The following is a 24,183-nucleotide window of genomic DNA, read 5'->3' on the forward strand; positions in this document are numbered from 1 at the left end:
GCCTAGCCCTCCGGCCGGGCTTCCAGTGCGGCGAACCGCCCCCGATGGAACAGCAGGGGTCCGTCGGCGGCCGCGGGCGTGCCCAGCGCGGTCACCCGGCCGACCACGATGAGGTGGTCGCCCCCGGTGTGGACGGCGTGGATCGTGCAGTCGACCCACGCGGCGGCGCCCGCCAGCCGGGGGGAGCCGGAGGCCGGGGCCGTGTCGTACGGCACGCCGGTGAACTTGTCCGCGCCGCTCACCGCGAAGGCGCGGCACAGTTCGCCCTGGTCCGCGCCGAGGACGTTGACGCAGAAGACGCCGGCGCGGGCGATGCGCGGCCAGGTGGCCGACGTACGGCCGACCATGAAGCAGACCAGGGGCGGGTCGAGGGAGAGGGAGGAGAAGGACTGGCAGGCGAAACCGGCGGGGGAGGGCTCGCCCTCGGCGGCCGGTGCGGTGATCACGGTCACCCCGGTCGCGAAGGTGCCGAGCACGCGCCGGAACTCCGTCGGGTCGACCGGCGCCCGCTCGTCCGCGCGCACGCACCGCAACTCCGGGCGCGGCAGCGCCTCCACCGGCCCCGCCCCGGGCACCGACCTCAGATAACGGACGGCAGCCGCGGCCGCCCCTGCGTGTCCCATCACCTCTCCATTGAAAGTGACGGGCCGTCAGATGGGAAGGGGCGGGGACCCGCCGGCACCGTCATCGGCCCCGGAAATCAGGGGTTCTGCGCTCCACGAAGGCCCGCACTCCCTCCTGGGCGTCCCGGGTGGTCATGTTGATCTCCTGGGCGGCCGCCTCGGCGGCGAAGGCGGACGCCCGGTCGGTGTCCAGGGACGCGTTGACCAGCTGCTTGGTCAAGGCGAGGGCGCGCGTGGGGCCGGCGGCCAGGCGGGCGGCCCAGTCGCGGGCCGTCTTGGGCAGGTCCGCGTCCGGGACGACCCGGTTCACCAGGCCCAGACGTTCGGCCTCCGGGGCGGAGAGGGCGTCGCCGAAGAACATCAGCTCCTTGGCGCGGTGCGGGCCGATCAGGCGGGGGAGCAGGTAGGCGCCGCCGCCGTCGGGGACCAGGCCGCGGCGCACGAACACCTCGATGAAACGGGCCGATTCGGCGGCCAGCACCAGGTCGCAGGCGAGCGCGAGGTGGACGCCGAGACCGGCGGCGGTGCCGTTGACCGCCGCGATCACCGGCTTCTCGCAGTCGAGGACGGCGGCGACGAGACGCTGGGCACCGAGCCGGATGGTGCGGGCCACGTCGCCGGGCACGCGTTCGGCCGTATCGCCGCTGCCGCTGCCGCTGCCGCGGAGGTCGGCGCCCGCGCAGAAGCCCCGGCCGGTGCCCGTGATGACCACCGCTCCGGTCTCCGGGTCCGCGGAGGCCTCGGCGAGGTGGCGGATGATCTGCTCCCGCTGGTCGGGGGTGATGGCGTTGAGGGCGTCGGGGCGGTCGAGGGTGAGATGGGCGACCCGCTCCGCCGTCACGTACCGGACGGTGTCCATCAGCGGCACACCGCCAGCGCGTCCAGCGCCACCGCGCCCTGGCCCTGCTCCAGCACCATCAGCGGGTTGATGTCGAGCTCGGCGAGCTGGTCGCCGAGTTCCAGGGCCATCCGCTGGACGCGGAGGACCACTTCCACGAGTGCGTCCAGATCGGCCGGCGGCCTGCCCCGGACCCCGTCCAGCAGGGGCCGCCCGCGCAGCTCCGCGAGCATGTCCCGGGCCTGGTCCTCGCCGAACGGCGGCACGCGTACGGCGGCGTCGTGCAGGACCTCGACCAGGACCCCGCCGAGCCCCACGGTCACGGTCGGCCCGAAGAGGCCGTCGTGGCTGACCCCGACGACCATCTCCACGCCCCGCTCCACCATCTGGCAGACCAGCACGCCGTCCAGGGCGACCCCCTCGTAACGCGCGATGTCGGTCAGCTCGCGGTACGCGTCCCGTACCTGGCTGGCCGAGGTCAGCCCGATCTTCACCAGGCCCAGCTCCGTCTTGTGGGCGATCTGGCCGCCGGACGCCTTCATCACCACCGGGTAGCCGACCAGCCCGGCCGCGCGTACGGCCGCCGCCGCGCTGGTCACCAGCTGCTCGCGCGGCACCCGGATGCCGTACGCGCGCAGCAGCTGCTTCGCCGCGTGCTCGCTCAGCTGCTGCCCGGGACGCATCAGCGCCAGCGCCTTGCGGTAGGAGGGCGAGGGGGTGCGCGGGGCCTCGTCGAAGGGGGAGCGGTAGGTGCTCACGAAGCGGTGGTGGCCGAGGTAGGCGCGGACGGCGGTGAGGCAGTTGCCGACCGTGCGGAAGGTGGCCACCCGGGAGGAGCCGAGCAGTACGTCGCGGTAGGCGGCCTCGGTGCCGACCGGCGAGCCCCACACCACGCACACCAGCTTGTCGGTGGCCTCGGCCGCGTCCACCAGGTCCTGGACGAGCCGGTCGCTGAGCGGCGGGAAGGGGCCGGTGATCGGGCAGACCAGCACCCCGACCTCCGGGTCGGCGAGGATCGAGTCGATGATCTTCCGGCCGCGCCAGTCGCCCACCGGGTGCCCGCCGTTGTCGACCGGGTTGGCCACGCTCAGGTACTCCGGTATCCACTGGTGCAGCTCGTCCTGCCGGGCCGCCGACAGCACCGGCAGCTTCAGCCCCAGGCCGGAGGCCAGGTCGGCGACGTGTGCGCCGGTGCCGCCCGAGATCGAGTAGACGACGACCCCGTCGGCCAGCGGCGCCCGCGCCCGCGCCAGCAGGGCGGCGGTGTCCTGGAGTTCGTCGAGGCCGTCGACGCGGATCACCCCGTACTGCCGCAGCGCCGCGTCGACCACGTCGTCCGCGCCGGTCAGCTTGCCGGTGTGGGAGGCGGCGGTGCGGGCGCCGGCCTCGGTGCGGCCGACCTTCACGGCGACCACGGGCACCCCGCGGCGGGCCGCGCGGTCGGCGGCGAGCAGGAAGGCGCGGCCGTCCTTGAGCCCCTCGACGTAGCAGGCGATGGCGCCGACCTCGGGGCGCTCGGCGAAGTAGGAGATGAAGTCGGCGGTCTCCAGGTCGGCCTCGTTGCCGGTCGGCGCCCAGTGCGAGAGCCGGATGCCCAACTCCTGTGCGGCGAAGACCGGCCGGCCCTGGTGCCCCGACTGGGTGATCAGCGCGATCGCCGGGCCGTCCAGGTCGTCGCGGAAGCGCTCGAAGGCGTTCAGGTTGGTGTTCGGGCCGAGCAGCCGGAGCCCGGACCGCCGTACGGCTGCCGTAAGGCGGGTCTGGGCCGCCGCGCCCTCCTCGCCGGTCTCCGCAAACCCGGAGGCGAAGGCCACCGCGAACTTCACCTTGGCCTCCGCCAGTTCCTCGATCACCGGCAGCGGGTCGGCGACCAGGAGGACGGCGAGGTCGACCTGCTCGGGCAGGTCGGCGACGGAGGGCACGCAGGCGATGCCGAAGACCGACGGCCGGGTCGGATGCACGGGGTGCACCCGGGCCCCGACCCGCCCGGCCCAGTCGAGCAGCTGCCGGGTGATGCCGGTGTTGGGCCGCCCCTCCGCGTCCGAGGCGCCGATCACGGCGACGGACTCGGGGCGGAAGAACCTGTCCAGATCCGGTACGTCCGCGTACAGCGGCCGCCCGCTGACGTCCAGCTCGTCCGCGTCGGCCGCGCGGCCGTGGACGGCGGGCCCGGGACGCTGCTCACCGCAGGCGATGACCCGGGCCCGGCGGGAGTCGGTGGTGAGGGTGCCGTGGGTTGATCCAAGCATCGTTCCGCCCGCTCCTGTGTGACAGCACAATTAACTGACGCAGTGTCAGATTACTGAACTGACACTGCGTCAGGAACTGGTCTGCACGCAAAGTTGGAGCAGGAAGTTGAAGCCGGAAGTTGCCGCCGGACGCTACGGCCGGAAGTACCCCGCCGACTCAACCGAGGGCGGCCAGCACCTCCTTCGCCACCCGCTCGCCCGACCGCACCGCCCCGTCCATGAACCCGGTCCAGAACGTCGACGTCTCCGTCCCGGCCCAGTGGATGCCGCCCGCCGGTTGCCGCAGCGCGGCCCCGTACTCGGTCAGCACACCCGGCGGTGCGTAGGCCACCGGGCCGCCCCGCGAGAAGCCCTCATTGTCCCAGCGCTGCAGCACGAAGGAGGTGGGTGATTTGGCCTTGTCGCCGAAGTAGTTGGCGTAGTCGGCCAGAACGGCGGTCTTGACGTCGGCCTCGCCCGCCGCGTCGTACGCCCGCATCTCGTCGGCCTCGATGAAGCCCATCAGCGCGCCGTAGGAGGCGTCCGGCGGGGAGTTGTCGAAGGTCGAGCGGACCACGCCGGAGTCGCTGACCGCCTGCCCGTTGAGGCCGTCGGCCCGCCAGAACGGGGTGTCGTAGACGGCGATGGCCTTGCCGATCGAGCCCATCGGCATCCGCTGGGTGAGCTGGTCGCGGGCGGCCGGGAGGAGCGGGTCGTAGCTGATGCGCGCGGCGAGCGGGGGCGGCAGGGCCACCACCACCCGGGTGGCGTTGACCGTGATGCCGTCGGCTGTGACGACGTACGAACCGCCGGACTTGACGATGGACCGCACCGGCGCGCTCAGCACCACCCGGTCGCCGAGGGTCGCGGCGAGCTTGATCGGGACCTGCTGGGAGCCGCCGACGAAACGGGACTCCTGGGCGCCGCCCGCCGTGTCGGTGAGGCGTTCCAAGGTGCCGGCGTTGGACTCGTCGCCGGCGGCGGCGATGTAGTAGAGGACGTACAGCAGGGAGAGTTCACGGGGCTGGGCCGAGAAGATCGACGTGCAGGCCAGGTCCAGCAGGAACTTGGCGGAGGGCACGATCGCGTTGGCGTTCAGCCAGCTCTCGAAGGTCTGCTTGTCCCACTCGGCGGCCTTGGCGGCCGTCCAGGGCGCGTCCACCGGGACCTGCGCGGCCATGCTGTCCAGCTCCGACTGCACGATCGCCGCGTTGGCGAGACCGGCCGCGTCCACCGGCGGGACCGAGCCGAGCAGGCCGCTGGTGTCGTACGGGGTGCGCTTGCCGTCCTTGTAGAGGAGGTTGTCGCCCGTGTTGTAGGTGGTGAAGGTGGCCACGCCCAGGGAGTCGGCGAGGGCCTTGATGCGGTTCTGGGTGGGGCCGATGAACTCGCCGCCGCCCTCGGTGAAGCCGCCGTTGGCCAGCTTCAGGTTCACCACCCGGCCGCCGACCCGGTCCCGGGCCTCCAGAACGGCCACGGTCTTGCCGCCGGCCACCAGGTCGCGGGCCGCGGTGAGCCCGGCGATGCCGCCGCCGACGATCGCGACGTCGACGGTCCGGGAGGCGGCGGCCGAGGCCGTGCCCGCGGAGACCGCGGTGAGGCCGACGGCCCCGGCGGCGGCACCGCCGAGGAGGGAGCGGCGGGAGAGCTGTCTTTCACGTGCCACGTGCGTCCTCCGTGCTGAGCTAGAGGGGTGGAGCCGGAAAGTTGAGCAGGGCTCACATTCTGGTCCCGGGCACGCGCGCGATGCTACCGCCGGTAACAAACGGCTCCCGTCGCATGCGTCACATGTGCAACAGGGTTGATACGTAGGGAGGTTGAGGTCTCCTACGCCCTTCGGGGGTGTTCGGTCTACGCCACCCGCTGACGCTTGGCGACCGCCTTCGCGATCTTCTCCGCGTCGATGGCCATCTCGCGGAACATGCCGCTGATGGGGTTGGTGTAACCGGTGAAGTAGAGGCCGGGGGCGGTCTTCGGGGCGCGGGCGCCGTGGGTGACGGGGCGGCCGCGGTCGTCGAGGACGTCGAGGTGACCGACCAGGCCCTCCAGGGCGCGGACGTATCCGGTCGCGGCGATCACCGCGTCGGGGGAGACGCGGGTGCCGTCGGCGAGCAGGACCTTGCCGTCCTCGAAACCGTCGACCGCGGCCACGATCTCGACCTTCCCCCGCCGCACCGCGTCGATGAGGCCGACGTCCAGGATCGGGATGGCGCCCTGCCTCACCCGGCTGTAGAGGCCGCTGTCGGGGCGGGGCAGGCCGTGCGCGGCCAGGTCGGGCACGCTGACCTTGGCCATCGTGCGGGCCAGCCGGTCCACGAGGGCCGTCGGCAGCCGTCGTACCAGGATGGAGTTGTACTGCGCGGCCCAGCCGGCGGTGGAGCGGCGCACGATGTGCGGGACCGTGCGGACGGCCAGCCGTACCCGCGAGGCGCCGCCCTCGGCCAGGTCGACGGCGATCTCGGCGCCGGTGTTGCCGGGGCCGACGACGAGGACGTCCCGGCCGGCGAACGGCTCGGCGTTGCGGTATGCCCCGGTGTGCAGGAACTCGCCGCCGAAGTCGTCCCGTCCCGGCCAGTCGGGGATGCGCGGGGTGTGGTTGAAGCCGGTGGCGACCACCACCGCGGAGCCGGTCAGCTCACGCCCGCCGGAGGCGTGCAGCAGCCAGCCGTCGCCGTCGGGCGAGCGTTCCACGCGGGAGACCTCGACGCCGGTGACGATCTCCAGTTCGTGGTGCTCGGCGTACTTCTCCAGGTAGCGCACCACGTCGTCGCGGGAGACCCAGCGGCCGAAGCGGCGCGGCATGGGCAGCCCGGGGAGCGCGGACAGCCGCCGGGTGGTGTGGAGGCGGAGACGGTCGTAGTGGCGGCGCCAGGACGCGCCGACGTCGTCGGACTTCTCCAGGATCACGGCGCGGACACCCCGGGTTCGCAGCGCGTACGCGACGGCGAGACCTCCGGGGCCGGCGCCGATGACGTAGACGGGCGAAACGGTGGGGGAGAACACGGCCATGAGCGGGAGCGTAATCACGCTTCACGTTGATGGGTCTCGGTCAAGACCGGAATTGGTTGCGGATTGATCACACCCGTAGGAGAAGTGGGTGGGACTTGTGGCGTAGCCCACCTCATCTGGCGGAAAACCGGCCGGAAACCGGTCCGAAAAGCGAAAGGCCCGTGACATCGGGCCCCGGTGCGCTGGGGCCCGACGTCACGGGTGGGCGGTGTCCTTAGACAGACGGGAAAAAGGACACCGCGTTCGGGGAGGCTATCGCGGCTTCGAGAGGGCCATCACGATTGTGAGAGCTTCTTACTTCCGCGGTGGCCTGTTAATTCCGCTTGCCCTTCTTGCCCTTGCCATAGCTCGTCACCGTGCCGATCCAGGTGATGAAGTCGCCCGGGTCGGTGTTGGCGCCATGGCCCTCGTCCCAGTAGTAGAGGTGGTTCACGTCGTCGCCGAGGTTGTCCAGGCGGGCCGTCAGGTTCGCGGAGATGACGTGCGAGGTGTCGGAGTCGCTGGTGCCGAGGCGGATCCACCAGTGCTTGGAGCGGCGGTCGTTGACCTTCTCCACCAAGTGGTACATGGGGTTCATCAGGTTCAGCTTCTCGGGGATGTCGGCGGCGACCCGCTTGGTGCTGAGGCCGGTGGAGTCATTCTTCGCGCCGTACGCCGTGAAGTGGCGGGTCTCGGTCGTACCCGCTCCGAATTCATTGTTCTCGCCGGCCGACAGGTCGAAGGCGTCGAAGGCCGGGGTGTCCTTCTTGCGGGCGCCGACGTGGGTGAGGAAGTCGTCCCAGGCGAAGGCGGCCTTGCCGCCGGACCAGGTGATGAAGGTGTTCTTCGCCAGGTACGTCTCGCGGTCCGAGTCCGAGAGCGCGGCGAGGTACCTGGTGGCCGACGGCTGGAGGTACTGCTCGACCAGGTAGTCGTCGTAGTTGCGGGCGGTCAGCGGGCCGAAGCCGGCCAGGCCGCGCAGCTTCAGGCCCGCCTGGTACTCGGCGAACTGGGCCTTGAGGTCCTTGGAGACGGACTGGTCGACCTGCTTGCCGGTGGAGAGGTCGTTGGTGCCCCAGTTCCACTCGTAGGCGCCGTCGGCGTGCTCCAGGTCGGTGATCGGGCACCAGGCGCCGACCGCGAAGACCGCGTCCGAGGCGTCGGCCGCGCCGAGCTCCTTCAGGTACTTGTCGTAGACCGGGCTGTCGCCGGACGCGCCGAGCAGCGAGGACAGGGCGCCGCCCGCGCTCGTACCGGCGGAGACGATCCGCTCGACGTCGCCCGGGATCAGGCCCTTGTTCGCCTTGATGTACCGGACGGCGGCCTTGAGGTCGACGATCGCGGCGGGGGCGGTGCCGTAGTACTCGCCGTCGGAGTTCTTGAGGGTACGGCCGCGGGCGCCGGGCTCGATCACGACGTACCCGGCGGCCAGTGCCAGCAGCTGGTTGCTGGAGGTGGCGCCGCCGGTGGCGTTGGTGTTGCCGTTGGCGTTGGAGGCGGCGCTGCTGGAGGAGCTGGGCGCCGCGCCGCTCGGGGCCGCACCGCCGCCCATCGCGGAACCGCCGCCGCCGACCTCGGTGGCGTCGGCCACGGAGGAGGGCATGTAGCCGCCGATCGAGTTGGCGAGCAGGATCGGGGCGTCCGCCGGGTCGACCGTCGTGCCGTCGATCTCGACCGGGGCGCTGACGATCAGGGACTGGTAGGTGGCGTCCACCGGGTTGGCGACGTAGGTGATCGCCTTCCAGAAGTGGTATGTCACATTGTGCTCGGTGCCCTCGGTGTCCGTGATCGTCGTCGTCAGCTTCGAATACGCGTCCGCGTCGAACTTGAGGGAGTCCGAGGACGAGGAGGACGTGCTCGACGCCTGCGCGCTGAGGGCGATACCGCCGACTGCCGCGACACCGGCCGTGGCGCCGATCCCCATGACCACGGTCCTGCGCTTCACTGCCCTGTGCTTCACCTTGCTGCCTCTCGTATCCGGGCTCCTTGGCCTTGCGGATGCGAACGTAATCTTGCGCCGACAAAATCGTCAACAATTTGCCGGGATCTCATGGGGGGCCCATAGGGTCATGGGAATCGCACAGGTTTTCCTCACTCGGGTCTAGGCTGCGCTTCAGGTTCTGACGTAACGTCAGATTCATGGATGCGACGACTTCCGACGGGATACGCGCACAACCCCCGCGGTACGACCGCCCCGAGCCGGACGCCTTCACCCGCCCCTACTGGGAGGCGGCCGCCGAGGGCCGGCTGCTGCTCCGCCGCTGCGGCTCCTGCGGCCGGGCCCACCACTACCCCCGGGAGTTCTGCCCGCACTGCTGGAGCGAGGACGTCACCTGGGAGCGGGCGACCGGCCGCGCGACCCTCTACACCTGGTCCGTCGTCCACCGGAACGACCTCCCGCCGTTCGGCGACCGTGTCCCGTACGTGCCCGCCGTGGTCGACCTCGCGGAGGGCCCGCGCATGATGACGGAACTGGTGACCGCCGCCCCGGAGACCCTGCGAGCCGGACTGGAACTGGAGGTCGCCTTCCGGGAGGGGGCGCCGGTCTTCCGCCCGGCACCGGGGCACTGAGTCCGGCCGGCCCCGCACAAAGAAACCCCACCGGACCGCTGCCCGGCGACGCACGCGAATCCGCTGGTCGGTTGCCCGACGGCCCACGGAACCCCACCCGACCGCCGCCCGGCGATACGCGGAATCCTGTTGGGCCCTCGCCCGGCGCGCGCGTTTCAATGGCCGCATGGCCCTCACCGACGAACAGCCCGCCGCCCACCGCCCCGACCCCACCCCGCACGGTCACGGTCTGCGGCTCGACCGTTGGGACCCGGACGCGGAGGCGCAGGTCGAGGCGTGGCTGCGGGCTCGTACCGACCCGGACTTCCGGCGCTGGAACACCCCGCTCACCCTGGTGACCGACCTCGCGGGTGCCCGTGCCGTCCTGCGCGGTCAGGCGGCGGACGACACGTGCGAGCCGTTCCGGATCACGGACGCGGAGGGCGGTACGACCCTCGGCCACGTCGGCGTCAACATGATCGACCGGACGTTCCGGACGGCCCGGGTCGGCTACTGGGCGCTCCCCGAGGCGCGGGGCCGCCGGGTCGCCACCCACGCCCTGGCCCTGGCGGCGGACTGGGCCTTCGCCGAACTGGACCTCCACCGCCTTGAGCTGGGGCACGCCCTCGGCCACGACGCGTCCTGCCGCATAGCCCGGAACTGTGGTTTCGCGTACGAGGGGACACTGCGCGGCGCGATGTTCGAGGCGGGCCGCAAGGATGCCTTCCGGGACGTACACCTGCACGCCCGCCTGGCCACGGACCCGGGCACCGCCCTGGAGGCCTAGATCGAATCCCAGGGCACCTCGGCCCAGGCGGCGCGCAGCGCGTCGGTCAGGGCGGCGCCGTCGCCGGGGAAGGGGACGTCGTCGATACCGGCGAGCGGCTGGGCGGGGCAGTGGGAGTAGGCCGCCGCGGCGGCGCGCAGCGAAGGCAGGTCGTCGGTGGTGAGGCGACGGGTCGACCACGGCACACCGGCCTTCGCCGCCCCGCCCTGCAGCAGCTGCATGGTGATGCCGGGCAGTACCGGGGCCTCGGGCCACACGACCTGCTCCCCGTCCCAGAACGCGACGTTCCAGATCGAGCCCTCGCGCACGTACCCGTCGCGGCCCACGAACAGGGCGTCGTCGAAGCCCGCCTCCCGGGCCCGGCGCCGGTGGTACGTCAGCCCCATGGTCGCCAGGTGTTTGAGGTGCGGCAGCTCACGCTCGTAGACGACGGTGCGCACCCGCAGGGCCGGGCCCGGTGTGTCGGCCACGGGGGCGGTGACCGACACCATGACGTCCGGTGCCGACGGCTCCTGCGCACCGGGGACGACGGTCACCCGGACCGACGCGGCACGCTCCCCGCGCACCGCGTGCCGGATGAACTCCCGGAGCCGGTCCCGGTCCCGATCGCCGCCCGGCACACCGAAGAGTTCACGGGAGGCCCCCTCCAGCCGCCCCAGATGCAGCTCCAGACCGCGCACGGCCCCGTCCCGCACCTGCATGGAGGTGAAGTGCCCGTAGTTTTGCGTCGCCACCCGGTGCAGGTCCCCGACGTCTGCCCGCCGGCCATTGATCTCCACGTTCGGCACGGCGCCATGCTGCCACAGGCGCCCTAATTCAGGTGCCTGGCAAGGCGTTCGGACGGGATCATCGACCATGGCTCCCGAAAGAGGCACATCCGACTGGTACTTCACCTCCGACGTCAACGAGTTCCTCGGCCACGCCCACGACTTCCTCCACTCCCGACCGGACCTGTACACCGTCCACCTCACGGTGACCGAGCAGCTCCGGCGGCGGGGCCCGCAGGCCTACGGCGACCAGCCCCCGTTCTTCGGCCACCTGACCCGGAGCGACGGCAGCGTGGGCGCGGTGCTGCTCCACACGCCCCCGTACGCCCTGAACGTCACCCGCCTCACGGCCGGCGAGACCGAGGCGCTGGTCGACCGCCTCCTCGCCCTCGGCCACCCGGTGCCCGGGGTGTCCGCCGAGCGGGCCACGGCGGAGGGGTTCGTGGCGGAGTGGGAACGGCGGACGGGGGCGCCGGGAGAGCTGCACGAGCTGCAACGCCTCTACCGGCTGGGCGAGTTGACGGGACCCTCGCCGGCGCCGGAGGGCCGGGCGAGGCTGGCCGGAGCGTCCGACCGGGAGCTGCTGATCCGCTGGTACGAGGGGTTCGTGGCCGACGCGGGCACGCGGGGCGGCCGGGACGGCGCGGACTGGGCCGACTTCCGGCTCTCCTACGACGGCGTCACCCTCTGGGAGACCCCCGACGGCATCCCCGTCTCCATGGCGGGCGTGACCCTGGCGGTCGCCGGCCAGGTCCGGGTCGCGCCCGTCTACACCCCGCCGGAACTGCGCGGCCGCGGCTATGCCGGCGCGGTGACGGCGGAGGTCAGCCGGGCGGCGCTGGCCGCGGGGGCCGCCGAGGTCCTGCTCTTCGCGGACCTCGCGAACCCGACGAGCAACGCGCTCTACCAGCGCATCGGCTATCGGCAGGTGGCCGACTGGGCGGTGTACGACCTCGCGGAGAAGGCGCCGTGAGGACGGCCGCTCAGGGCCACAGCAGTTGCTTCTGCCACCCGCCGTCCTCCTCCGCGACGTACCGGAGCCGGACGTGCCGTCGGTCCGGGTCGCCCTGGAAGAACTCCGCCTCCTGCGGGCGCAGGCGGTAGAGGGTCCAGGTCGGGGAGAGGGCGGCCGGGTCGGCGCGGGCGCGTTCCCAGGCCGCCTCCGACTCCTCCCGCAGCTCCTCCAGCGAGGACAGGGGCCCGCTCTGGCGGCCGGTGAGCGCCGCCGCCAGGGCGCCCGTCGAGCGGGCGTGCAGGTCGGCCTGGCTCTCCTCGGACGGAGCCGCGGTGACGGGGCCCCGGAGCCGGACCTGGCGGCCCAGCACCGGCCAGTAGAAGGCCAGGGCCGCGTACGGGCGGGCGGTCAGCTGATGCCCCTTGCGGCTGGTCACGTGGGATGCGAAGGACCAGCCGTGCGTGTCCGCGCCGTGCAGCATCACGATCCTCACGTCCGCCCGGCCCGCCTCGTCCGACGTCGCCAGCGACACGGTGTGCGGCTCCGGCTGCCCGGCCGCCACCGCCTCCGCGAACCACGTGGTGAACAGGGGGAGCGGGGCATCGGGCGCCGAGTCCGGGTCGAACGGCCGTAGCTCCGTGGTCCCGGGGGACCAGACGCGGAGCGACTTCAGGAGCGCGTGAAGATCCGTTGCTGCCATGTGCCGAGTATCACTCGGTACCTCCCGCAGCCGTGCCATCAGCGACCTCGTGCGGCGGCCGCGGGGCCCTGCGGCCGAACACCGGGGCACAACCGAGCAAACCGCTGCGAACACCTGTGCCATGCCCCCACACTGTCCGGCATGAGGGGACCGAAGACCGTGAAAGTGGCCGTACGCCATGTAAACGGCGATGTCGGACGGCGTAGGACGCGGGCCGTGACCTGGGCCGCCCGCGACTTCCGGCTGGTCCGGCCGGCCGAGGGCCGGGACCGGGTCGAGCTGGAGTGTCCCGTCTGTACGGCGTCCGTCCTCGCCGAGGTCGCCGACCACGCGCGCACCCGGCGGGTGCGGAACGTCTGGGCGGCCGTGTCGGTGGTCTCCCTCCTCGTCACCGTCGCCGCCCTCGGCTACGCCGTCCACGAGGGCGGCAGGGCCCTGCCGGCGGGGCAGTCCCTGCCGGGCCTCTTCCCGGCCAGCGTGATCGTCGCCTTCGCCGGGCTCGTCATGACGCCCACGGCGTGGGTGCGCGGCCGCCACCACATCGGCGTCGCTCTCCTCGACGGACCCGAGCCGCGCCGCGGCCACCGCATCGTGCCGGCCCGCGGTTGAGCGCTCTGCTGGAAGTGCCGCGATGTGCCGTCTGCGGTGAGTCGGCTGCGGCGCCGTCGTGGCTGGTCGCGCAGTTCCCCGCGCCCCTTCGGGGCGCTGCATCAGTGCCGGGCGAACTGGACCCCGGTCCGCTGCACCACGTCCGGGCGTACCGCGAGCGCCGGCACGGTGAGCTGCTCCCCGTAGATGTCGGTGAGGCGGATCTCGGCGCCGCAGCCGGTGCCCTGCTCGGAGAGGAAGTAGTTGTAGTCGGTGCGGGTCAGCGCCAGCCAGCCGGCGCTCGTGCGGACTTCCAGGCGGGCCAGCGGGTTGCGGTGGCCGATCGCCTGGATGCCGCACCAGTACTGGGTGGAACCCGTCTTGTAGCGGATCGACACCGTGTCGGAGGTGGCCGGGCTCAGCAGGCTCCAGGTGATCGCGATCCGGCCCGCGGAGAGGGGTGCGAGCTTCGCGAACGCCTGTCGGCTGAGGTCGAGTTGGCCGACCGCGCAGGGCGCCGGGCACTCGTTGGTGATCCGTACGGTGATGGACGTACCGCTCGCCGCGCGGACGGAGACGTACGCCCCGCAGGCCTTCGCCGTCTCGTAGTCGGCGGTGTTCATCGCCGCGGTCATCACGTCTGAGGTCGGGCCGTAGGAGCAGGCGCCGCCGCCGTTGCCGACGTCGTAGGAGGTGGCGACCCCCTGGTAGGAGGTGCCGGGGCGGATCCGGCCGGCCGCGGGGGCCGTGGTGGTGGCGGAGGAGGCGCCGGCCGCCGAACGCCGGGCCGGGGTGGCGGACGGGGCGGACGGGTGCACCGATACGGACGCGGACGCCGACGGGGTGGTCCGCCTGCCCGCCGTGGGGGTCGTCGTGGACGGCTTCGGCGCCGACGGGGTCTTCGGTGTCGCCGCCGCGCTCGTCACGGCGTCCGATACGGACCCGGACACCGCCCGGTCCTGCCCGGCGGCGCCGGCCGCGGCGTCGGGGCGGAAGGCCACGACCAGGGTCACGATCAGGGCGACGGCGGCCACGGCGGCCACCGCGACCAACGGACCGCGTACCGGGCGCCATTCGAAGTCCCGGTCCGGCTTTTGCTGCGGGCGGCGGCGATGTGAGGAGGAGGCCACGGAGGGATCCTTACGCGATTCGGCGGTGCACGTCCTTCGAACATCGAAGCTTCCGGTACGACAGTTGCCGCAGGGGCCCGGGAGGTTGCCGCCGTCCCGCAGATTTCTTCAGCCGCTCGCGAAGCCCGGGTCACCCCCTCCCCAGCACCACCGTCCCCGACGAGCAGAACCAGCCCCCCGTCCCCGACGCCACCCCCAGCTCCGGCAGCCCCCCGCCGGCCCGCCGTACCTGCCGTTCCCCGGCCTCCCCGCGCAGCTGCCGTACCGCCTCCACCAGGAGGAACAGCCCCCGCATCCCGGGGTGTTGGGCCGACAGGCCGCCCCCGTCCGTGTTCACCGGGAGCTCCCCGCCCGCGACCCGCAGCCGCCCCTTCTCCACGAACGCCCCGCCCTCGCCCTTCGCGCAGAAACCCAGGTCCTCCAGGGTGACGAGGGTCATGTAGGTGAACGCGTCGTAGATCTCCGCGAAGTCGACGTCGGCGGGCGTGACCCCCGCCCGGCGGAAGGCCAGGCGACCGCTCACCGCCGCCGGGGACACGGTGAAGTCCTCCCACTCCGACATCGTGGCGTGGGAGAGGCACTCACCCGTGCCGAGGACCCACACCGGGGCGGTACGGCAGTCCCGTACGTACTCCTCGGCCGCCAGCAGCACCGCCGCGCCGCCGTCCGAGCGGATGCAGCAGTGCAGTTTGGTGAAGGGGTCGGCGATCATCGGCCCTGACAGGACCTCGTCGACCGTGATCGGGGTGCGGAACATCGCCTCCGGGTTCAGCGCCGCGTTCGCCCGGGCCTGGACCGCGACCTCGGCCAACTGCTCGATGGTGGTGCCGTGTTCGATCATGTGGCGGCGGGCGGCCATCGCGTACTTGGCGATGAGGGTGTGGCCGTAGGGGACCTCGAACTGCAGGGGGCCGCGGGCGCCGAAGGAGAGGTTCCCGGTCCGCCGCCCCGCCCGGATGTCGGCGCGGGCCGTCGAGCCGTACACCAGCAGGACCGCGTTGGCGTGGCCGGCGGCTATCGCGTCCGCCGCGTGGGCCGCCATGACCTCCCAGGTCGAACCGCCGACGGAGGTGGAGTCGGCCCAGGTGGGACGCAGGCCCAGGTACTCGGCCACCTCCACGGGCGCCAGGGTGCCCAGGCCCGCCGACGCGAAACCGTCCACCACCTCCCGGCCGAGGCCCGCGTCGGCCAGCGCGCGGCGGGCCGCCTGGGCGTGCAGGGCGTAGGGGGTGGCCTCGTCCACCCGGCCGCAGTCGGACAGGGCCACGCCGACCACGGCGACCTTGCGGGGTCCAGTCATGAATCTGACGGTACATCAGATCCGCTGGACTCCGCCTCTGTGCATCTGCATCCAACACCCCTAGCATGACGGGCCGTCAGATCGTCAGGAGGTCCGGTCATGGACGCCCGCTTCACCGACGAGCAGGACGAGATCCGGCGCGCCCTGCGTGAACTGCTCCACAAGCGCTGCGGTACGGAGGACGTGCGGGCCGCCGTGGACAGGGCGGAGGGGTACGACCCCGGCCTGTGGACCGCCCTCGGCGAGCAACTCGGCCTGCCCGGCCTCGCCCTGCCCGAGGCGTACGGCGGCGCCGGCTGCACGCGCACCGAAGTCGTCCTGGCGGCGGAGGAGTTGGGGCGGGCCCTGGCCCCCACCCCGTTCCTCGCCACCGCCGTCCTCGCCGCCCCGCTGCTGCTCGCCCTCGGCACCGACGCCCAGCGCGCCGAGCTGCTCCCGAAGATCGCCGACGGCAGCCGCACCGCCGCCCTCGCCGTCCCCGGCACCCGGCTCGGCACCGCCCTCGCGCTCACCGGCCCGGGCGCCGCCGACTGGGCGGGCGGCGGGAGGTCCGGAGGTGTCCAGGCGCGGCGCACGGCGGGCCGGTGGCGGCTGTACGGGGAGGCCGACCAGGTGCTGGACGGGCACCGCGCCGGGTTGCTGCTCGTGCCCGCGCACACCGGGGGGTACGCCCGCTCGCGCGTCCTCCTCTTCCTGGTGGCGGGGGACGCCGCCGGGGTCGTACGGACCCGGCGGACCGGCCTCGACGCCACCCGCAGCCAAGGCCGCATCCAACTACGCGATGTGCAGGCCGAGTTGCTCGGTTCCGACGAGGACAGCGACGTCCGGGCCGTCCTCGCCGGCCTCGGCGACTTCGTGGCCGCCGTGCTCGCGGCCGAGGCCGTGGGAGCCGCCGACCGGGCGCTGGAGCGGACCGTGGAGTACGTGAAGCAGCGGGAGCAGTTCGGGCGCGCGATCGGGTCGTTCCAGGCGGTCAAGCACCGGCTGGCCGACGTGTACGTGGCGGTGCGCGCGGCCCGGTCGGCGGCCTACTACGCGGCCTGGGCGACCGTGCACGGAGAACCGGTGGGCGGGCTGGCGCTCGCGCAGGCGCTGGAGGCGCTGCGGACCGCCGCCGGGGAGGGCATCCAGCTGCACGGCGGGATCGGGTTCACCTGGGAGCACGAGGCGCATCTGTACTTCAAGCGGGCCGCCGGGGACGAGCTGCTGTTCGGGCCGGGGCACCGGCTGCGCGCGCACGCGGCCGAGGCGGCCGGGTTGTTCGCGGGACAGGAGGTGGCGGTGTGATCGGCGAACGGCTGGTGCAGCGGGTGTCCGCCACCCGGGGGTTCGCCAAGGTGGCCCCGCACGTGATCCCGGCCCTGGACCGGGCCGTGCACCGGCTCAGCCGCGGCCGGATGCTGCTCAGCGACCGGATGCTGCCCGGGGTGATCCTCACCTCCACCGGTGCGCGCAGCGGGCAGCCCCGCCGTACGCCGCTGGCGTGCATGCCCGAGGGGGACGGCTGGTTCCTCGTGGGGTCCAACTTCGGGCGCACCGGCCACCCCGCCTGGACGTACAACCTCCTCGGACATCCCACCGCCGAGATCAGCTGGAAGGGGCGGGACATCCCGGTCACCGCCCGGCTGCTGGAGGGGGCGGAGCGGGCGGACGCCTGGCGGCTGCTGCTGGTGTTCTGGCCGCCGTACGCCGCCTACCAGGAGCGGGTGGACCGGGAGATCCGGATCTTCCGGCTGACCCCGAGGTAGCCGCGGGCAAAGCGCCCCCTGAGGGGGCGCGGGGCTGTGCCCACATGCGGCTCCGCCGCGTGGGCGCGACCGGCCCCCACGCACCCGCAGCCGGACCGCTGCCGGCCGCCGCGCCTTCGACGCCCGCGAGGTCAAGGGCCTCACCGCCCCGGACCGTCGCTGACGACCGGGGGAACGGCTACAGCAGCCGTTCCCCCAGCAACAGTGCCCCGATGCCGAGCATCGCCGCCCCCGAGGTCCGGGTCACCGCGCGGGCGGCCCGGGGCCGGGCGGCCAGCAGGGCGCGGGAGAGGGCGCCGACGGCCAGGTAGACCGCGGCACACGCGGCCATGTGCAGGGCGCCGAGTACGGCGGTCTGGGCGGCCACGGAGGCATGGCCGCTCTTCGTGACCAGGAACTGGGGGAGCACGGAGAGGTAGAGCAGCAGCGCCTTGGGGTTCAGGCCGCTGATCGCGGCGCCCCGCCAGAAGCCCTGCGGCCCGGCCTCCCCTTCCCGCGGCACCATCGGGCGGCGCAGGACGCCCCAGCCCAGCCACAGCAGGTATCCGGCGCCGGCCACGGTCAGCGCCGTGAGCAGCTGCGGGGACCGGGCCACCAGCACCGCGAGCCCCGCGACGGCCAGCGCGGTGTGCAGCGCGTACCCGGCGAGCAGGCCCGCCACCGCACGCGGCACCGAGCGGCCGCGCACCCCGGCGGCGATCACGTACGCCCAGTCGGCGCCCGGCACGCACACCAGCAGCAGGTCGACGGCGAGGAAGGAGAGCAGGAGTCCGGTGTCCACGGAAGGGACATTAGGCGCGATGGGCCCGAAAGTGTTGTCGAAATTTGCTCGCTACCTGCGGTTTCGGGGGAGAATCTGCCCCATGGACGACGTGGACCGGAAAATCCTTGCCGAGCTCCAGCAGGACGGGCGGCTGACCGTGACCGAGCTGGCCGGGCGGGTGCGGCTGAGCGTCTCGCCGTGCCACCGCCGGCTGCGCGAGCTGGAGCGGTCGGGGGCGATCAGCGGGTACCGGGCGGTGGTGGACCCGGCCGCCGTGGGGCTGAGCTTCGAGGCGCTGGTCTTCGTGTCCATGCGGCAGGAGGACCGGGACACGGTGGCCGACTTCGAGCGGGCACTCGCGGAGATCCCCCAGGTGGTGGACGCGCAGCGGCTGTTCGGCGAACCCGACTACCTGCTGCGGGTGGCCACCGCCGACCTCGCCGCCTTCCAGCGGCTCTACGACGAACGGCTCGCGACCCTGCCGGGCGTGCAGCGCCTCACCTCGACGCTGGTGATGAAGCACGTGGTCCGGGACCGCCCGCTGCCGGCGTGACGGAACGCGTAGCGGAACAGGCGGCGGCCCACCTCGGGGTGAACCACCGCCTGCCAGACAGGACCCAGGGCGCGGACTACTTCGTGGGCTTCTTCCCGGTCACGCCCAGGTGCACCAACAGCGCGAGGTTCGGCTTGAGTTCGGCCTGCTTCACACCCCAGGTCTGGAAACCCTTCTGGTGCGCGGCGACGGCCGCGAGCATGGCGACCAGCGAACCGGCGACGGCCGCCGGGTTCACGTCCTTGTCGACCTTGCCCTTGGACTGCAACTCCGTGACGGAGTCGGTCAGGGAGTTGTTCACCGAGTTCAGGATCTTCATACGGATCTTGTAGAACCGTTTGTCCCCCTCGGCCGCCCCGAGGTCGACCACCCGCAGGATCGCGTCGTTCTTGCGCCAGAACTCCAGGAAACCGTCCACGAGTTCCTGCGCGGTCGCCCAGCCGGCCTTGCCGACCCAGGAGCGCCCCGCCAGCAACTCGGTCAACTGGCCGCCCTCGGTGGCCATTTGCTCGGCGATCTCCAGGACGGCGCCCTCGACGTCCGGGAAGTACTGGTAGAAGGTCGCGGGTGAAGTGCCCGCCTTCCGGGCGACATCGATGACCTTGACGTCCCGGTAAGGGGAGGAGCTGAGCATCTCGCTGAGGCAGTCGAGCAGCTTCTGCCGGGTCGCCTGCCCACGCCGGCCGGCCACGCGGCCGTCGACGGTACGCACTTGTCCTGTCATGCCGTCAGCTTACCGAGGGGTGATCGGAGCGCGATTCGGCCGACTGCAAATGGGGTGCACGGGTGTACGGAGTGGCTGCACGGAAGGGAAGCGGCCGGTCAGTCCGGCCGGGTGCGGCTGGTCTGCGCTGGGCGGGCCGGGCGGTTACTTTGACGACATGGCCGAAAACAGGGCATCCGGATACGCAGAGGGCGTCCCGTGCTGGGTGGACGTGCAGCTCCCCGACGTCGAGGCGGGCAAGCGGTTCTACGGCGGGCTCTTCGGGTGGACCTTCGAGGACGCCGGAGGAGGGGCCGTGTGGGCCCGGCTCGACGGCGCGGCCGTCGCCAGGCTGGCACGGAAGCGGGACGGCCGGATGCCCACCGTCTGGACGGTGTACTTCGCGACCCCGGACGCCTACGACCTCGCCCGCCGGGTCCTCGCCGCCGGCGGACAGATCGTCAACGACCCGGCGCCCGTCCGTGACCTGGGCACCGCCGCCCTGGCCGCCGACCCCACGGGCGCCGTCTTCGGCCTCTGGCAGGCCGCGCGCCACCCCGGCTTCGGCCTCCGGCACGCCCCGGGCACCTTCGCCTGGGCGCAGCTCTACACCAGCGACACCGACACGGCCAACACCTTCTACGGCCGCCTCTTCGCCGACGCCCTGTTCGGCACCGGCGCCGACCCGGACTTCGGCCGCGCCCCCGTGACCGAGGTGTTCGCGGCCGGGATGCCGTCCCAGTTCGTCGTCCACTTCCGCACCGGGGACGTGGCGGCCGCCGTCGGGGCCGTGCAGCAGCTGGGCGGCCGGGTCCAGGCGCCGCCCTTCGAGACGTCGTACGGAAAAGTGGCCGTCGTGACCGACAATCAAGGGGCGTCCTTCGCGCTGCTGGAACGCTGAGGCCGGAAACAGGCGGGTCTCGGCGGATATTCAGCAGATAAATGTCTCACTTTGTCATGTGACACCCCGATTGGTCTCCGGGTTCGCAACCTGTGCCCGGGCCAGGAAGAATCAGGGTGCGTGCCGCCATGGCGGTGCGGTGGTGAGACGCTGCACGGGGTCGCGTACATATGTGGGTGGACGAGGCCCGTACGGGGAGGTGGCAGGCAAGTGGTGGATCAGCTGACGCAGCACGATCCGCGGCGGATCGGGCCGTTCGAGGTGCTGGGACGGCTGGGGGCCGGCGGCATGGGGCTGGTCTATCTGGCGCGCTCGGCGTCCGGCCGGCGCGTGGCGATCAAGACCGTCCGGACCGAGCTCGCCGAGGACCAGCTGTTCCGGGTCCGCTTCACCCGCGAGGTGGAGGCGGCCCGCGCGGTCTCAGGCTTCTACACGGCCGCCGTCGTCGACGCCGACCCGCGCGCGGCCGTGCCGTGGCTCGCGACCGCGTACGTGCCGGCGCCCTCCCTCGAAGAGATAGTGAACGACTGCGGGCCGCTCCCGGCCCAGGCGGTCCGCTGGCTCGCCGCGGGCGTCGCCGAGGCGCTCCAGTCGATCCACGGCGCCGGACTGGTCCACCGCGACCTCAAGCCCTCCAACGTCCTCGTCGTCGAGGACGGCCCCCGGGTCATCGACTTCGGCATCGCCTCCGGTGTCTCCAACACCCGGCTGACGATGACGAACGTCGCGGTCGGCACCCCCGCGTACATGTCCCCGGAGCAGGCCAAGGACTCCCGCAGCGTCACCGGCGCCAGCGACGTCTTCTCCCTCGGCTCCATGCTCGTCTTCGCCGCCACCGGCCACCCGCCCTTCCACGGCGCCAACCCGGTCGAGACCGTCTTCATGCTCCTGCGCGAGGGCCCCGACCTCGAAGGCCTCCCGGACGAGCTGCGCCCCCTCATCGAGTCCTGTATGCAGATGGAGGCCGCGGCCCGCCCCAACCCGGCCGACCTCCAGGCCCAGCTGGCCCCCCACCTGTTCGGCTCCGGCTCCGACGACAGCGGTACGGCGTCCGCCTGGCTGCCCGAGAAGGCGGTCGGGCTGATCGAGTCCCGCCGCGGCGGCCGCCCGGCCGTGAAACCCTCCGCCAACCCGTCCGGCGCCCGCAGCGCCGGCCGTCTCGCGGTCCCCCCGCCGCCCTCCTACGACCCCGCGGTCCCGGCCCCGGTCCCCGTCGGCGCCCCCGGCCCCGACACCGGGCCGGTCCGTCTCGCCGGCGCCCAGGTGCCGATCGGCCCCGGCCCGCGCGTCGCCGACGCCCGCGCCGCCGCCGTGAAGGCGCCGCCGCCCGAGGCCGGCCTGGTGGCCAGCTGGTCCCGCCCGCACCACGGCGTCAACGGCGCCGACCCCGCCGTACCGCCGGTCCCCGGCCTGCCCCCGGAGACGACGTCCGGCTGGCGGCCCTGGCGGTTCCGGATGTCCAACGACGTCTGGGGCACCCCGTCCGTCGACGGCGACCTCGTCTACGTCACCTCCTTCGAGGTACACGCCCTCGACGTGGCCACCGGCCGCCGCCGCTTCAAGACCCGGGACGTCGCCTGGTCCATGGCGGTCGCGGACGGCCGTATCCACGCCTCCGACGGCCCCACCCTGTTCGCCCTGGAGGCCCGCGAGGGCGGCGACCTGTGGCGGCTGTCCACCGACGCCTGGGTGTACGCCCTCAAGGCCGACCGCGGCACCCTCGTCACCGGCACCCGGGGCGGCGGCGTCCAGGGCTGGGAGGCCTCCAACGGGCAGAAACTCTGGGAGCTGTCCGGCGCCCAGACCGACTTCGAGACCCCCGAGTCCGGGCCCTCCCTGCACGAGGGCACGGTCTACGTCTGGCAGGACGCGCGCCTGCGTGCGCTGGACGCCCGCACCGGCGACGAACGCTGGTCCTACCCCATCGGCGACGCGGCCTCCTGCGGCGGCGTCCCGGTCCGCCTCACCCACGCCGACGACGGCTTCGTGTACGCCTCCGCGGGCACCCGCGTGATCGCCCTCGACACCGCGACGGGCCGGGTCCGCTGGCACTTCGAGGCCCCGGCCGTCTTCCTCTCCCCGCCCACGTATGTACCCGGCCCCGCCGTCACCGGCGGCGGCATCTACCTCGCCGACTACCTCGGCACCGTCTACGCCCTCGACGCCACCGACGGCCGCGACCGCTGGCGCATCGCGACGGAGGCCCGCGCCTCCATCGAGCCGGTGCTCGTCGCCGCCGGCCACGTCCACGTCGGCAGCGGCAAGGGGCTGTACACCCTGGACGCGGTCACCGGTACGCCCAAGTGGCGCTTCCAGGCGGGCGGCGACGTCGTGGGCGCCCCGGCGGTGGCCGAGGGCCGCATCCACTTCGGCTCCACCGACCACCTCCTCTACACCCTGAAGGCCGACGACGGCCGACTGCGCTGGAAGCTGGCGACGGGAGGAGAGATCACCGGGTCGCCGGTGGTGCGGGACGGGGTGGTGTACGCGTGCAGCAAGGACCGGTGCGTGTATGCCTTGGACGCCGAGAAGGGCACCGGTACCGCCCGGACCGCCTGAGCGCCGTGTGGGTGCGCGCCGCAGGGCCACTGCGGCGCCGCGGGGGCTTGTCGCGCAGTTCCCCGCGCCCCTAAAGGGGCGCCAGTGCGGCGCCCCTTCTTTTAGGGGCGCGGGGAACCGCGCGAACGGCCACGACCTACCCGCAGTCGCGAGGCGGCATCAAGTGGCACTTTCTTCGGCGCTCGGGGACTGCCCGGGACGGCCGTCGTACCAGTTGGTCGCACGGAAGGGCTGTGCACGGCGGCCGCCGCTCGGGGTGGGAGTCGGCTCCCACAGCGAACGGTACGCCCGGGCGCCCCGCGCCGCCACGCGGTGCCTCAGCGGGTACGAGGGGCCGTGCGCGGCCGGTCGGCGAACAGCTCCGCCTGCCGCTCGTCGGGCAGGTTGCCCAGGCTGATCAGGTGCGGCGCCTGGGCCCACCCCCGCTCCCGCGCCGCCTCCTTCGCCGCCCACAGCGCCCGCACGCTCCCCTGCACCCCCTCCGTCGGATACCCGGCGATGACCGAAGCGCACCGCACGGCCGCCTCCAACGCCCTCCCGGCGGCCGTCACTTCCGACACCAGGCCCACCTCGTACGCCCGCCGGGCGGAGACCCGCTCGGCGTTGCCCATCAGCACCATCCGGGCCACCTCCCCGTACGGCATCCGCTGTGCCATCAGCACCGACTCGTACGCGCTGACCATGCCGTAGGAGGTGTGCGGGTCGAAGAAGGCCGCGGTCTCGTCGGCGATGACGAAGTCGCACTCGCCCAGCAGATAGAAGGCACCCCCGCAGGCCATCCCGGCCACGGCGGCGATCACCGGTTTCCACAGGTCGTTCGACTTGGGGCCGATCGCGATCAGCGGATCGTCCTGGCTGTACGGCGACGACGGCTGCGGTACGACGGCGTCCCGGTCGAGACCGGTGCTGAAGGCCCGCCCGCCGGCCCCGGTGAGGACGACGGCCCGTACGGCGTCGTCGAAGCGCAACGCCCGCCAGGCGGCCGAGAGTTCGGTGGCGGTCGCGAGGTCGACGGCGTTGAGCCGCTCGGGCCGGTCGAGGGTGAGGACGGCGATCCCGCTCTCCTTGTCCGTGTCCAGTCGCAGGCTCACGGCCGCTCCAGGACCCACTGCGGGAGACCGTCCGCGAAGACCGCCTGCACCCGGGCGCCGATCCGGATCCGGTCCGGGGGGAGGGAGCCGAGGGGAGCTCCCGCTTCGCTCACCACGTTCCCCACCAGCCGTATCCGGGGCGCGTCGTCGAGTTCCACGACGACGACGTTGTACGGCGCCTGCGCCGCGTACTCGGGGAGCAGCGGCGGGTGCGGGACGACGTACGACCAGATCCGGCCCCGCCCGCTCGTCGGCCGCCACTCGCTCGCGAAGGACTGGCAGTGCGGGCAGCAGGGCCGGGGCGGGAAGCGGGGCTCGTGGCAGTCGGCGCAGGTCTGGACGCGGAGTTCGCCGCGGGCCGCGTACTCCCAGAAGGGGGCGCCGTCGGTGTCGGTGGCCGGTCGCAGCATC

Annotated in this window: 23 protein-coding genes; 9 read left to right on the forward strand and 14 right to left on the reverse strand. The window is 73.0% G+C overall.

Annotation, left to right across the window (positions count from 1 at the left end):
- Positions 1–2 precede the first annotated feature (2 nt).
- The 6 genes from KVT45_RS11965 to KVT45_RS11990 all read right to left on the reverse strand — a co-directional run bounded on the left by KVT45_RS11965 (position 3) and on the right by KVT45_RS11990 (position 8,601).
- Entirely contained in the window at positions 3–623 is a 621-nt protein-coding gene (locus KVT45_RS11965) for a flavin reductase family protein (RefSeq protein ID WP_217546686.1), read from the reverse strand.
- 61 nt (positions 624–684) lie between these two features.
- A complete protein-coding gene (locus KVT45_RS11970) occupies positions 685–1,482 on the reverse strand; it encodes an enoyl-CoA hydratase/isomerase family protein (protein WP_217546687.1) in 798 nt (265 codons plus the stop codon).
- On the reverse strand, positions 1,482–3,710 hold the full coding sequence (locus KVT45_RS11975; protein ID WP_217546689.1) for an acetate--CoA ligase family protein: 2,229 nt from the start codon (positions 3,708–3,710) through the stop codon (positions 1,482–1,484). The genes KVT45_RS11970 and KVT45_RS11975 overlap by 1 nt, the downstream gene beginning before the upstream one ends.
- Before the next feature lie 157 nt (positions 3,711–3,867).
- On the reverse strand, positions 3,868–5,355 hold the full coding sequence (locus KVT45_RS11980) for an FAD-dependent oxidoreductase (RefSeq protein ID WP_217546691.1): 1,488 nt from the start codon (positions 5,353–5,355) through the stop codon (positions 3,868–3,870).
- Positions 5,356–5,540: 185 nt separating this feature from the next.
- Complete coding sequence (locus KVT45_RS11985; RefSeq protein ID WP_217546693.1) at positions 5,541–6,698, reverse strand: NAD(P)/FAD-dependent oxidoreductase; 1,158 nt, start codon at positions 6,696–6,698, stop codon at positions 5,541–5,543.
- Positions 6,699–7,011: 313 nt separating this feature from the next.
- Positions 7,012–8,601 (reverse strand): subtype B tannase, encoded by a 1,590-nt coding sequence (locus KVT45_RS11990; protein ID WP_217546860.1) that lies wholly within the window; start codon positions 8,599–8,601, stop codon positions 7,012–7,014.
- 215 nt (positions 8,602–8,816) lie between these two features.
- Here KVT45_RS11990 and KVT45_RS11995 point away from each other — a divergent pair, with 215 nt between their 5' ends.
- Both KVT45_RS11995 and KVT45_RS12000 read left to right on the forward strand, forming a co-directional pair.
- Positions 8,817–9,248: a Zn-ribbon domain-containing OB-fold protein gene (locus KVT45_RS11995; protein WP_217546694.1), complete on the forward strand. Its 432-nt coding sequence runs from the start codon at positions 8,817–8,819 to the stop codon at positions 9,246–9,248.
- Positions 9,249–9,414: 166 nt separating this feature from the next.
- A complete protein-coding gene (locus KVT45_RS12000) occupies positions 9,415–10,014 on the forward strand; it encodes a GNAT family N-acetyltransferase (protein WP_217546696.1) in 600 nt (199 codons plus the stop codon).
- On the opposite strand, the gene KVT45_RS12005 is transcribed toward KVT45_RS12000, so the two are convergent.
- On the reverse strand, positions 10,011–10,802 hold the full coding sequence (locus KVT45_RS12005) for an aminotransferase class IV (protein WP_217546697.1): 792 nt from the start codon (positions 10,800–10,802) through the stop codon (positions 10,011–10,013). The genes KVT45_RS12000 and KVT45_RS12005 overlap by 4 nt on opposite strands.
- A gap of 67 nt (positions 10,803–10,869) precedes the next feature.
- On the opposite strand from KVT45_RS12005, the gene KVT45_RS12010 reads away from it, so the two are divergent.
- Positions 10,870–11,754: a GNAT family N-acetyltransferase gene (locus KVT45_RS12010; protein ID WP_217546699.1), complete on the forward strand. Its 885-nt coding sequence runs from the start codon at positions 10,870–10,872 to the stop codon at positions 11,752–11,754.
- A 10-nt stretch (positions 11,755–11,764) separates the two neighbouring features.
- On the opposite strand, the gene KVT45_RS12015 is transcribed toward KVT45_RS12010, so the two are convergent.
- A complete protein-coding gene (locus KVT45_RS12015; protein WP_217546701.1) occupies positions 11,765–12,436 on the reverse strand; it encodes a pyridoxal 5'-phosphate synthase in 672 nt (223 codons plus the stop codon).
- A gap of 141 nt (positions 12,437–12,577) precedes the next feature.
- Here KVT45_RS12015 and KVT45_RS12020 point away from each other — a divergent pair, with 141 nt between their 5' ends.
- Positions 12,578–13,045, forward strand: a complete 468-nt coding sequence (locus KVT45_RS12020; RefSeq protein ID WP_217546703.1) for a hypothetical protein — start codon at positions 12,578–12,580, stop codon at positions 13,043–13,045.
- Between the two features lie 101 nt (positions 13,046–13,146).
- Here KVT45_RS12020 and KVT45_RS12025 read toward each other — a convergent pair whose 3' ends face one another.
- Together KVT45_RS12025 and KVT45_RS12030 are read right to left on the reverse strand one after the other, a co-directional pair.
- Positions 13,147–14,154 (reverse strand): expansin EXLX1 family cellulose-binding protein, encoded by a 1,008-nt coding sequence (locus tag KVT45_RS12025; protein WP_217546705.1) that lies wholly within the window; start codon positions 14,152–14,154, stop codon positions 13,147–13,149.
- A 130-nt stretch (positions 14,155–14,284) separates the two neighbouring features.
- Complete coding sequence (locus KVT45_RS12030; RefSeq protein ID WP_217546707.1) at positions 14,285–15,454, reverse strand: acetyl-CoA acetyltransferase; 1,170 nt, start codon at positions 15,452–15,454, stop codon at positions 14,285–14,287.
- A 99-nt stretch (positions 15,455–15,553) separates the two neighbouring features.
- Between KVT45_RS12030 and KVT45_RS12035 the strand changes: the two genes are divergently transcribed.
- Positions 15,554–16,741: an acyl-CoA dehydrogenase family protein gene (locus tag KVT45_RS12035; protein WP_217546708.1), complete on the forward strand. Its 1,188-nt coding sequence runs from the start codon at positions 15,554–15,556 to the stop codon at positions 16,739–16,741.
- Complete coding sequence (locus KVT45_RS12040; RefSeq protein ID WP_217546710.1) at positions 16,738–17,202, forward strand: nitroreductase family deazaflavin-dependent oxidoreductase; 465 nt, start codon at positions 16,738–16,740, stop codon at positions 17,200–17,202. The genes KVT45_RS12035 and KVT45_RS12040 overlap by 4 nt, the downstream gene beginning before the upstream one ends.
- A gap of 178 nt (positions 17,203–17,380) precedes the next feature.
- On the opposite strand, the gene KVT45_RS12045 is transcribed toward KVT45_RS12040, so the two are convergent.
- Positions 17,381–17,983, reverse strand: a complete 603-nt coding sequence (locus tag KVT45_RS12045; protein WP_217546711.1) for a LysE family translocator — start codon at positions 17,981–17,983, stop codon at positions 17,381–17,383.
- Between the two features lie 82 nt (positions 17,984–18,065).
- Between KVT45_RS12045 and KVT45_RS12050 the strand changes: the two genes are divergently transcribed.
- Complete coding sequence (locus tag KVT45_RS12050; RefSeq protein ID WP_217546713.1) at positions 18,066–18,518, forward strand: Lrp/AsnC family transcriptional regulator; 453 nt, start codon at positions 18,066–18,068, stop codon at positions 18,516–18,518.
- 76 nt (positions 18,519–18,594) lie between these two features.
- Here KVT45_RS12050 and KVT45_RS12055 read toward each other — a convergent pair whose 3' ends face one another.
- Positions 18,595–19,242, reverse strand: coding sequence for a TetR family transcriptional regulator (locus KVT45_RS12055; protein WP_217546715.1), 648 nt, complete (start codon positions 19,240–19,242; stop codon positions 18,595–18,597).
- Positions 19,243–19,399: 157 nt separating this feature from the next.
- Between KVT45_RS12055 and KVT45_RS12060 the strand changes: the two genes are divergently transcribed.
- Both KVT45_RS12060 and KVT45_RS12065 read left to right on the forward strand, forming a co-directional pair.
- Entirely contained in the window at positions 19,400–20,122 is a 723-nt protein-coding gene (locus tag KVT45_RS12060; RefSeq protein ID WP_217546716.1) for a VOC family protein, read from the forward strand.
- 210 nt (positions 20,123–20,332) lie between these two features.
- A complete protein-coding gene (locus KVT45_RS12065) occupies positions 20,333–22,681 on the forward strand; it encodes a PQQ-binding-like beta-propeller repeat protein (RefSeq protein WP_217546718.1) in 2,349 nt (782 codons plus the stop codon).
- Between the two features lie 317 nt (positions 22,682–22,998).
- Here the strand turns inward: KVT45_RS12065 and KVT45_RS12070 are convergent, their stop codons facing one another.
- Both KVT45_RS12070 and KVT45_RS12075 read right to left on the reverse strand, forming a co-directional pair.
- On the reverse strand, positions 22,999–23,772 hold the full coding sequence (locus KVT45_RS12070; protein ID WP_217546720.1) for an enoyl-CoA hydratase/isomerase family protein: 774 nt from the start codon (positions 23,770–23,772) through the stop codon (positions 22,999–23,001).
- Positions 23,769–24,182, reverse strand: coding sequence for a Zn-ribbon domain-containing OB-fold protein (locus KVT45_RS12075; protein ID WP_217546722.1), 414 nt, complete (start codon positions 24,180–24,182; stop codon positions 23,769–23,771). The genes KVT45_RS12070 and KVT45_RS12075 overlap by 4 nt, the downstream gene beginning before the upstream one ends.
- Position 24,183 lies beyond the last annotated feature (1 nt).

Source organism: Streptomyces sp. GbtcB6 (assembly GCF_019091475.1).
GTDB lineage: Bacteria > Actinomycetota > Actinomycetes > Streptomycetales > Streptomycetaceae > Streptomyces > Streptomyces hyaluromycini.

What these genes read in the sequence shown, in the direction of transcription:
- KVT45_RS11965 (WP_217546686.1), bottom strand. Translation starts at nt 623, where the DNA reads ATGGGACACGCAGGGGCGGCCGCGGCTGCCGTCCGTTATCTGAGGTCG.
- KVT45_RS12055 (WP_217546715.1), bottom strand. Translation starts at nt 19,242, where the DNA reads ATGACAGGACAAGTGCGTACCGTCGACGGCCGCGTGGCCGGCCGGCGT.
- KVT45_RS12010 (WP_217546699.1), top strand. Translation starts at nt 10,870, where the DNA reads ATGGCTCCCGAAAGAGGCACATCCGACTGGTACTTCACCTCCGACGTC.
- KVT45_RS12030 (WP_217546707.1), bottom strand. Translation starts at nt 15,454, where the DNA reads ATGACTGGACCCCGCAAGGTCGCCGTGGTCGGCGTGGCCCTGTCCGAC.
- KVT45_RS11985 (WP_217546693.1), bottom strand. Translation starts at nt 6,698, where the DNA reads ATGGCCGTGTTCTCCCCCACCGTTTCGCCCGTCTACGTCATCGGCGCC.
- KVT45_RS12060 (WP_217546716.1), top strand. Translation starts at nt 19,400, where the DNA reads ATGGCCGAAAACAGGGCATCCGGATACGCAGAGGGCGTCCCGTGCTGG.
- KVT45_RS11970 (WP_217546687.1), bottom strand. Translation starts at nt 1,482, where the DNA reads ATGGACACCGTCCGGTACGTGACGGCGGAGCGGGTCGCCCATCTCACC.
- KVT45_RS11975 (WP_217546689.1), bottom strand. Translation starts at nt 3,710, where the DNA reads ATGCTTGGATCAACCCACGGCACCCTCACCACCGACTCCCGCCGGGCC.
- KVT45_RS12075 (WP_217546722.1), bottom strand. Translation starts at nt 24,182, where the DNA reads ATGCTGCGACCGGCCACCGACACCGACGGCGCCCCCTTCTGGGAGTAC.
- KVT45_RS12015 (WP_217546701.1), bottom strand. Translation starts at nt 12,436, where the DNA reads ATGGCAGCAACGGATCTTCACGCGCTCCTGAAGTCGCTCCGCGTCTGG.
- KVT45_RS11995 (WP_217546694.1), top strand. Translation starts at nt 8,817, where the DNA reads ATGGATGCGACGACTTCCGACGGGATACGCGCACAACCCCCGCGGTAC.
- KVT45_RS12020 (WP_217546703.1), top strand. Translation starts at nt 12,578, where the DNA reads ATGAGGGGACCGAAGACCGTGAAAGTGGCCGTACGCCATGTAAACGGC.
- KVT45_RS12050 (WP_217546713.1), top strand. Translation starts at nt 18,066, where the DNA reads ATGGACGACGTGGACCGGAAAATCCTTGCCGAGCTCCAGCAGGACGGG.
- KVT45_RS12000 (WP_217546696.1), top strand. Translation starts at nt 9,415, where the DNA reads ATGGCCCTCACCGACGAACAGCCCGCCGCCCACCGCCCCGACCCCACC.
- KVT45_RS11990 (WP_217546860.1), bottom strand. Translation starts at nt 8,601, where the DNA reads ATGGGGATCGGCGCCACGGCCGGTGTCGCGGCAGTCGGCGGTATCGCC.
- KVT45_RS12035 (WP_217546708.1), top strand. Translation starts at nt 15,554, where the DNA reads ATGGACGCCCGCTTCACCGACGAGCAGGACGAGATCCGGCGCGCCCTG.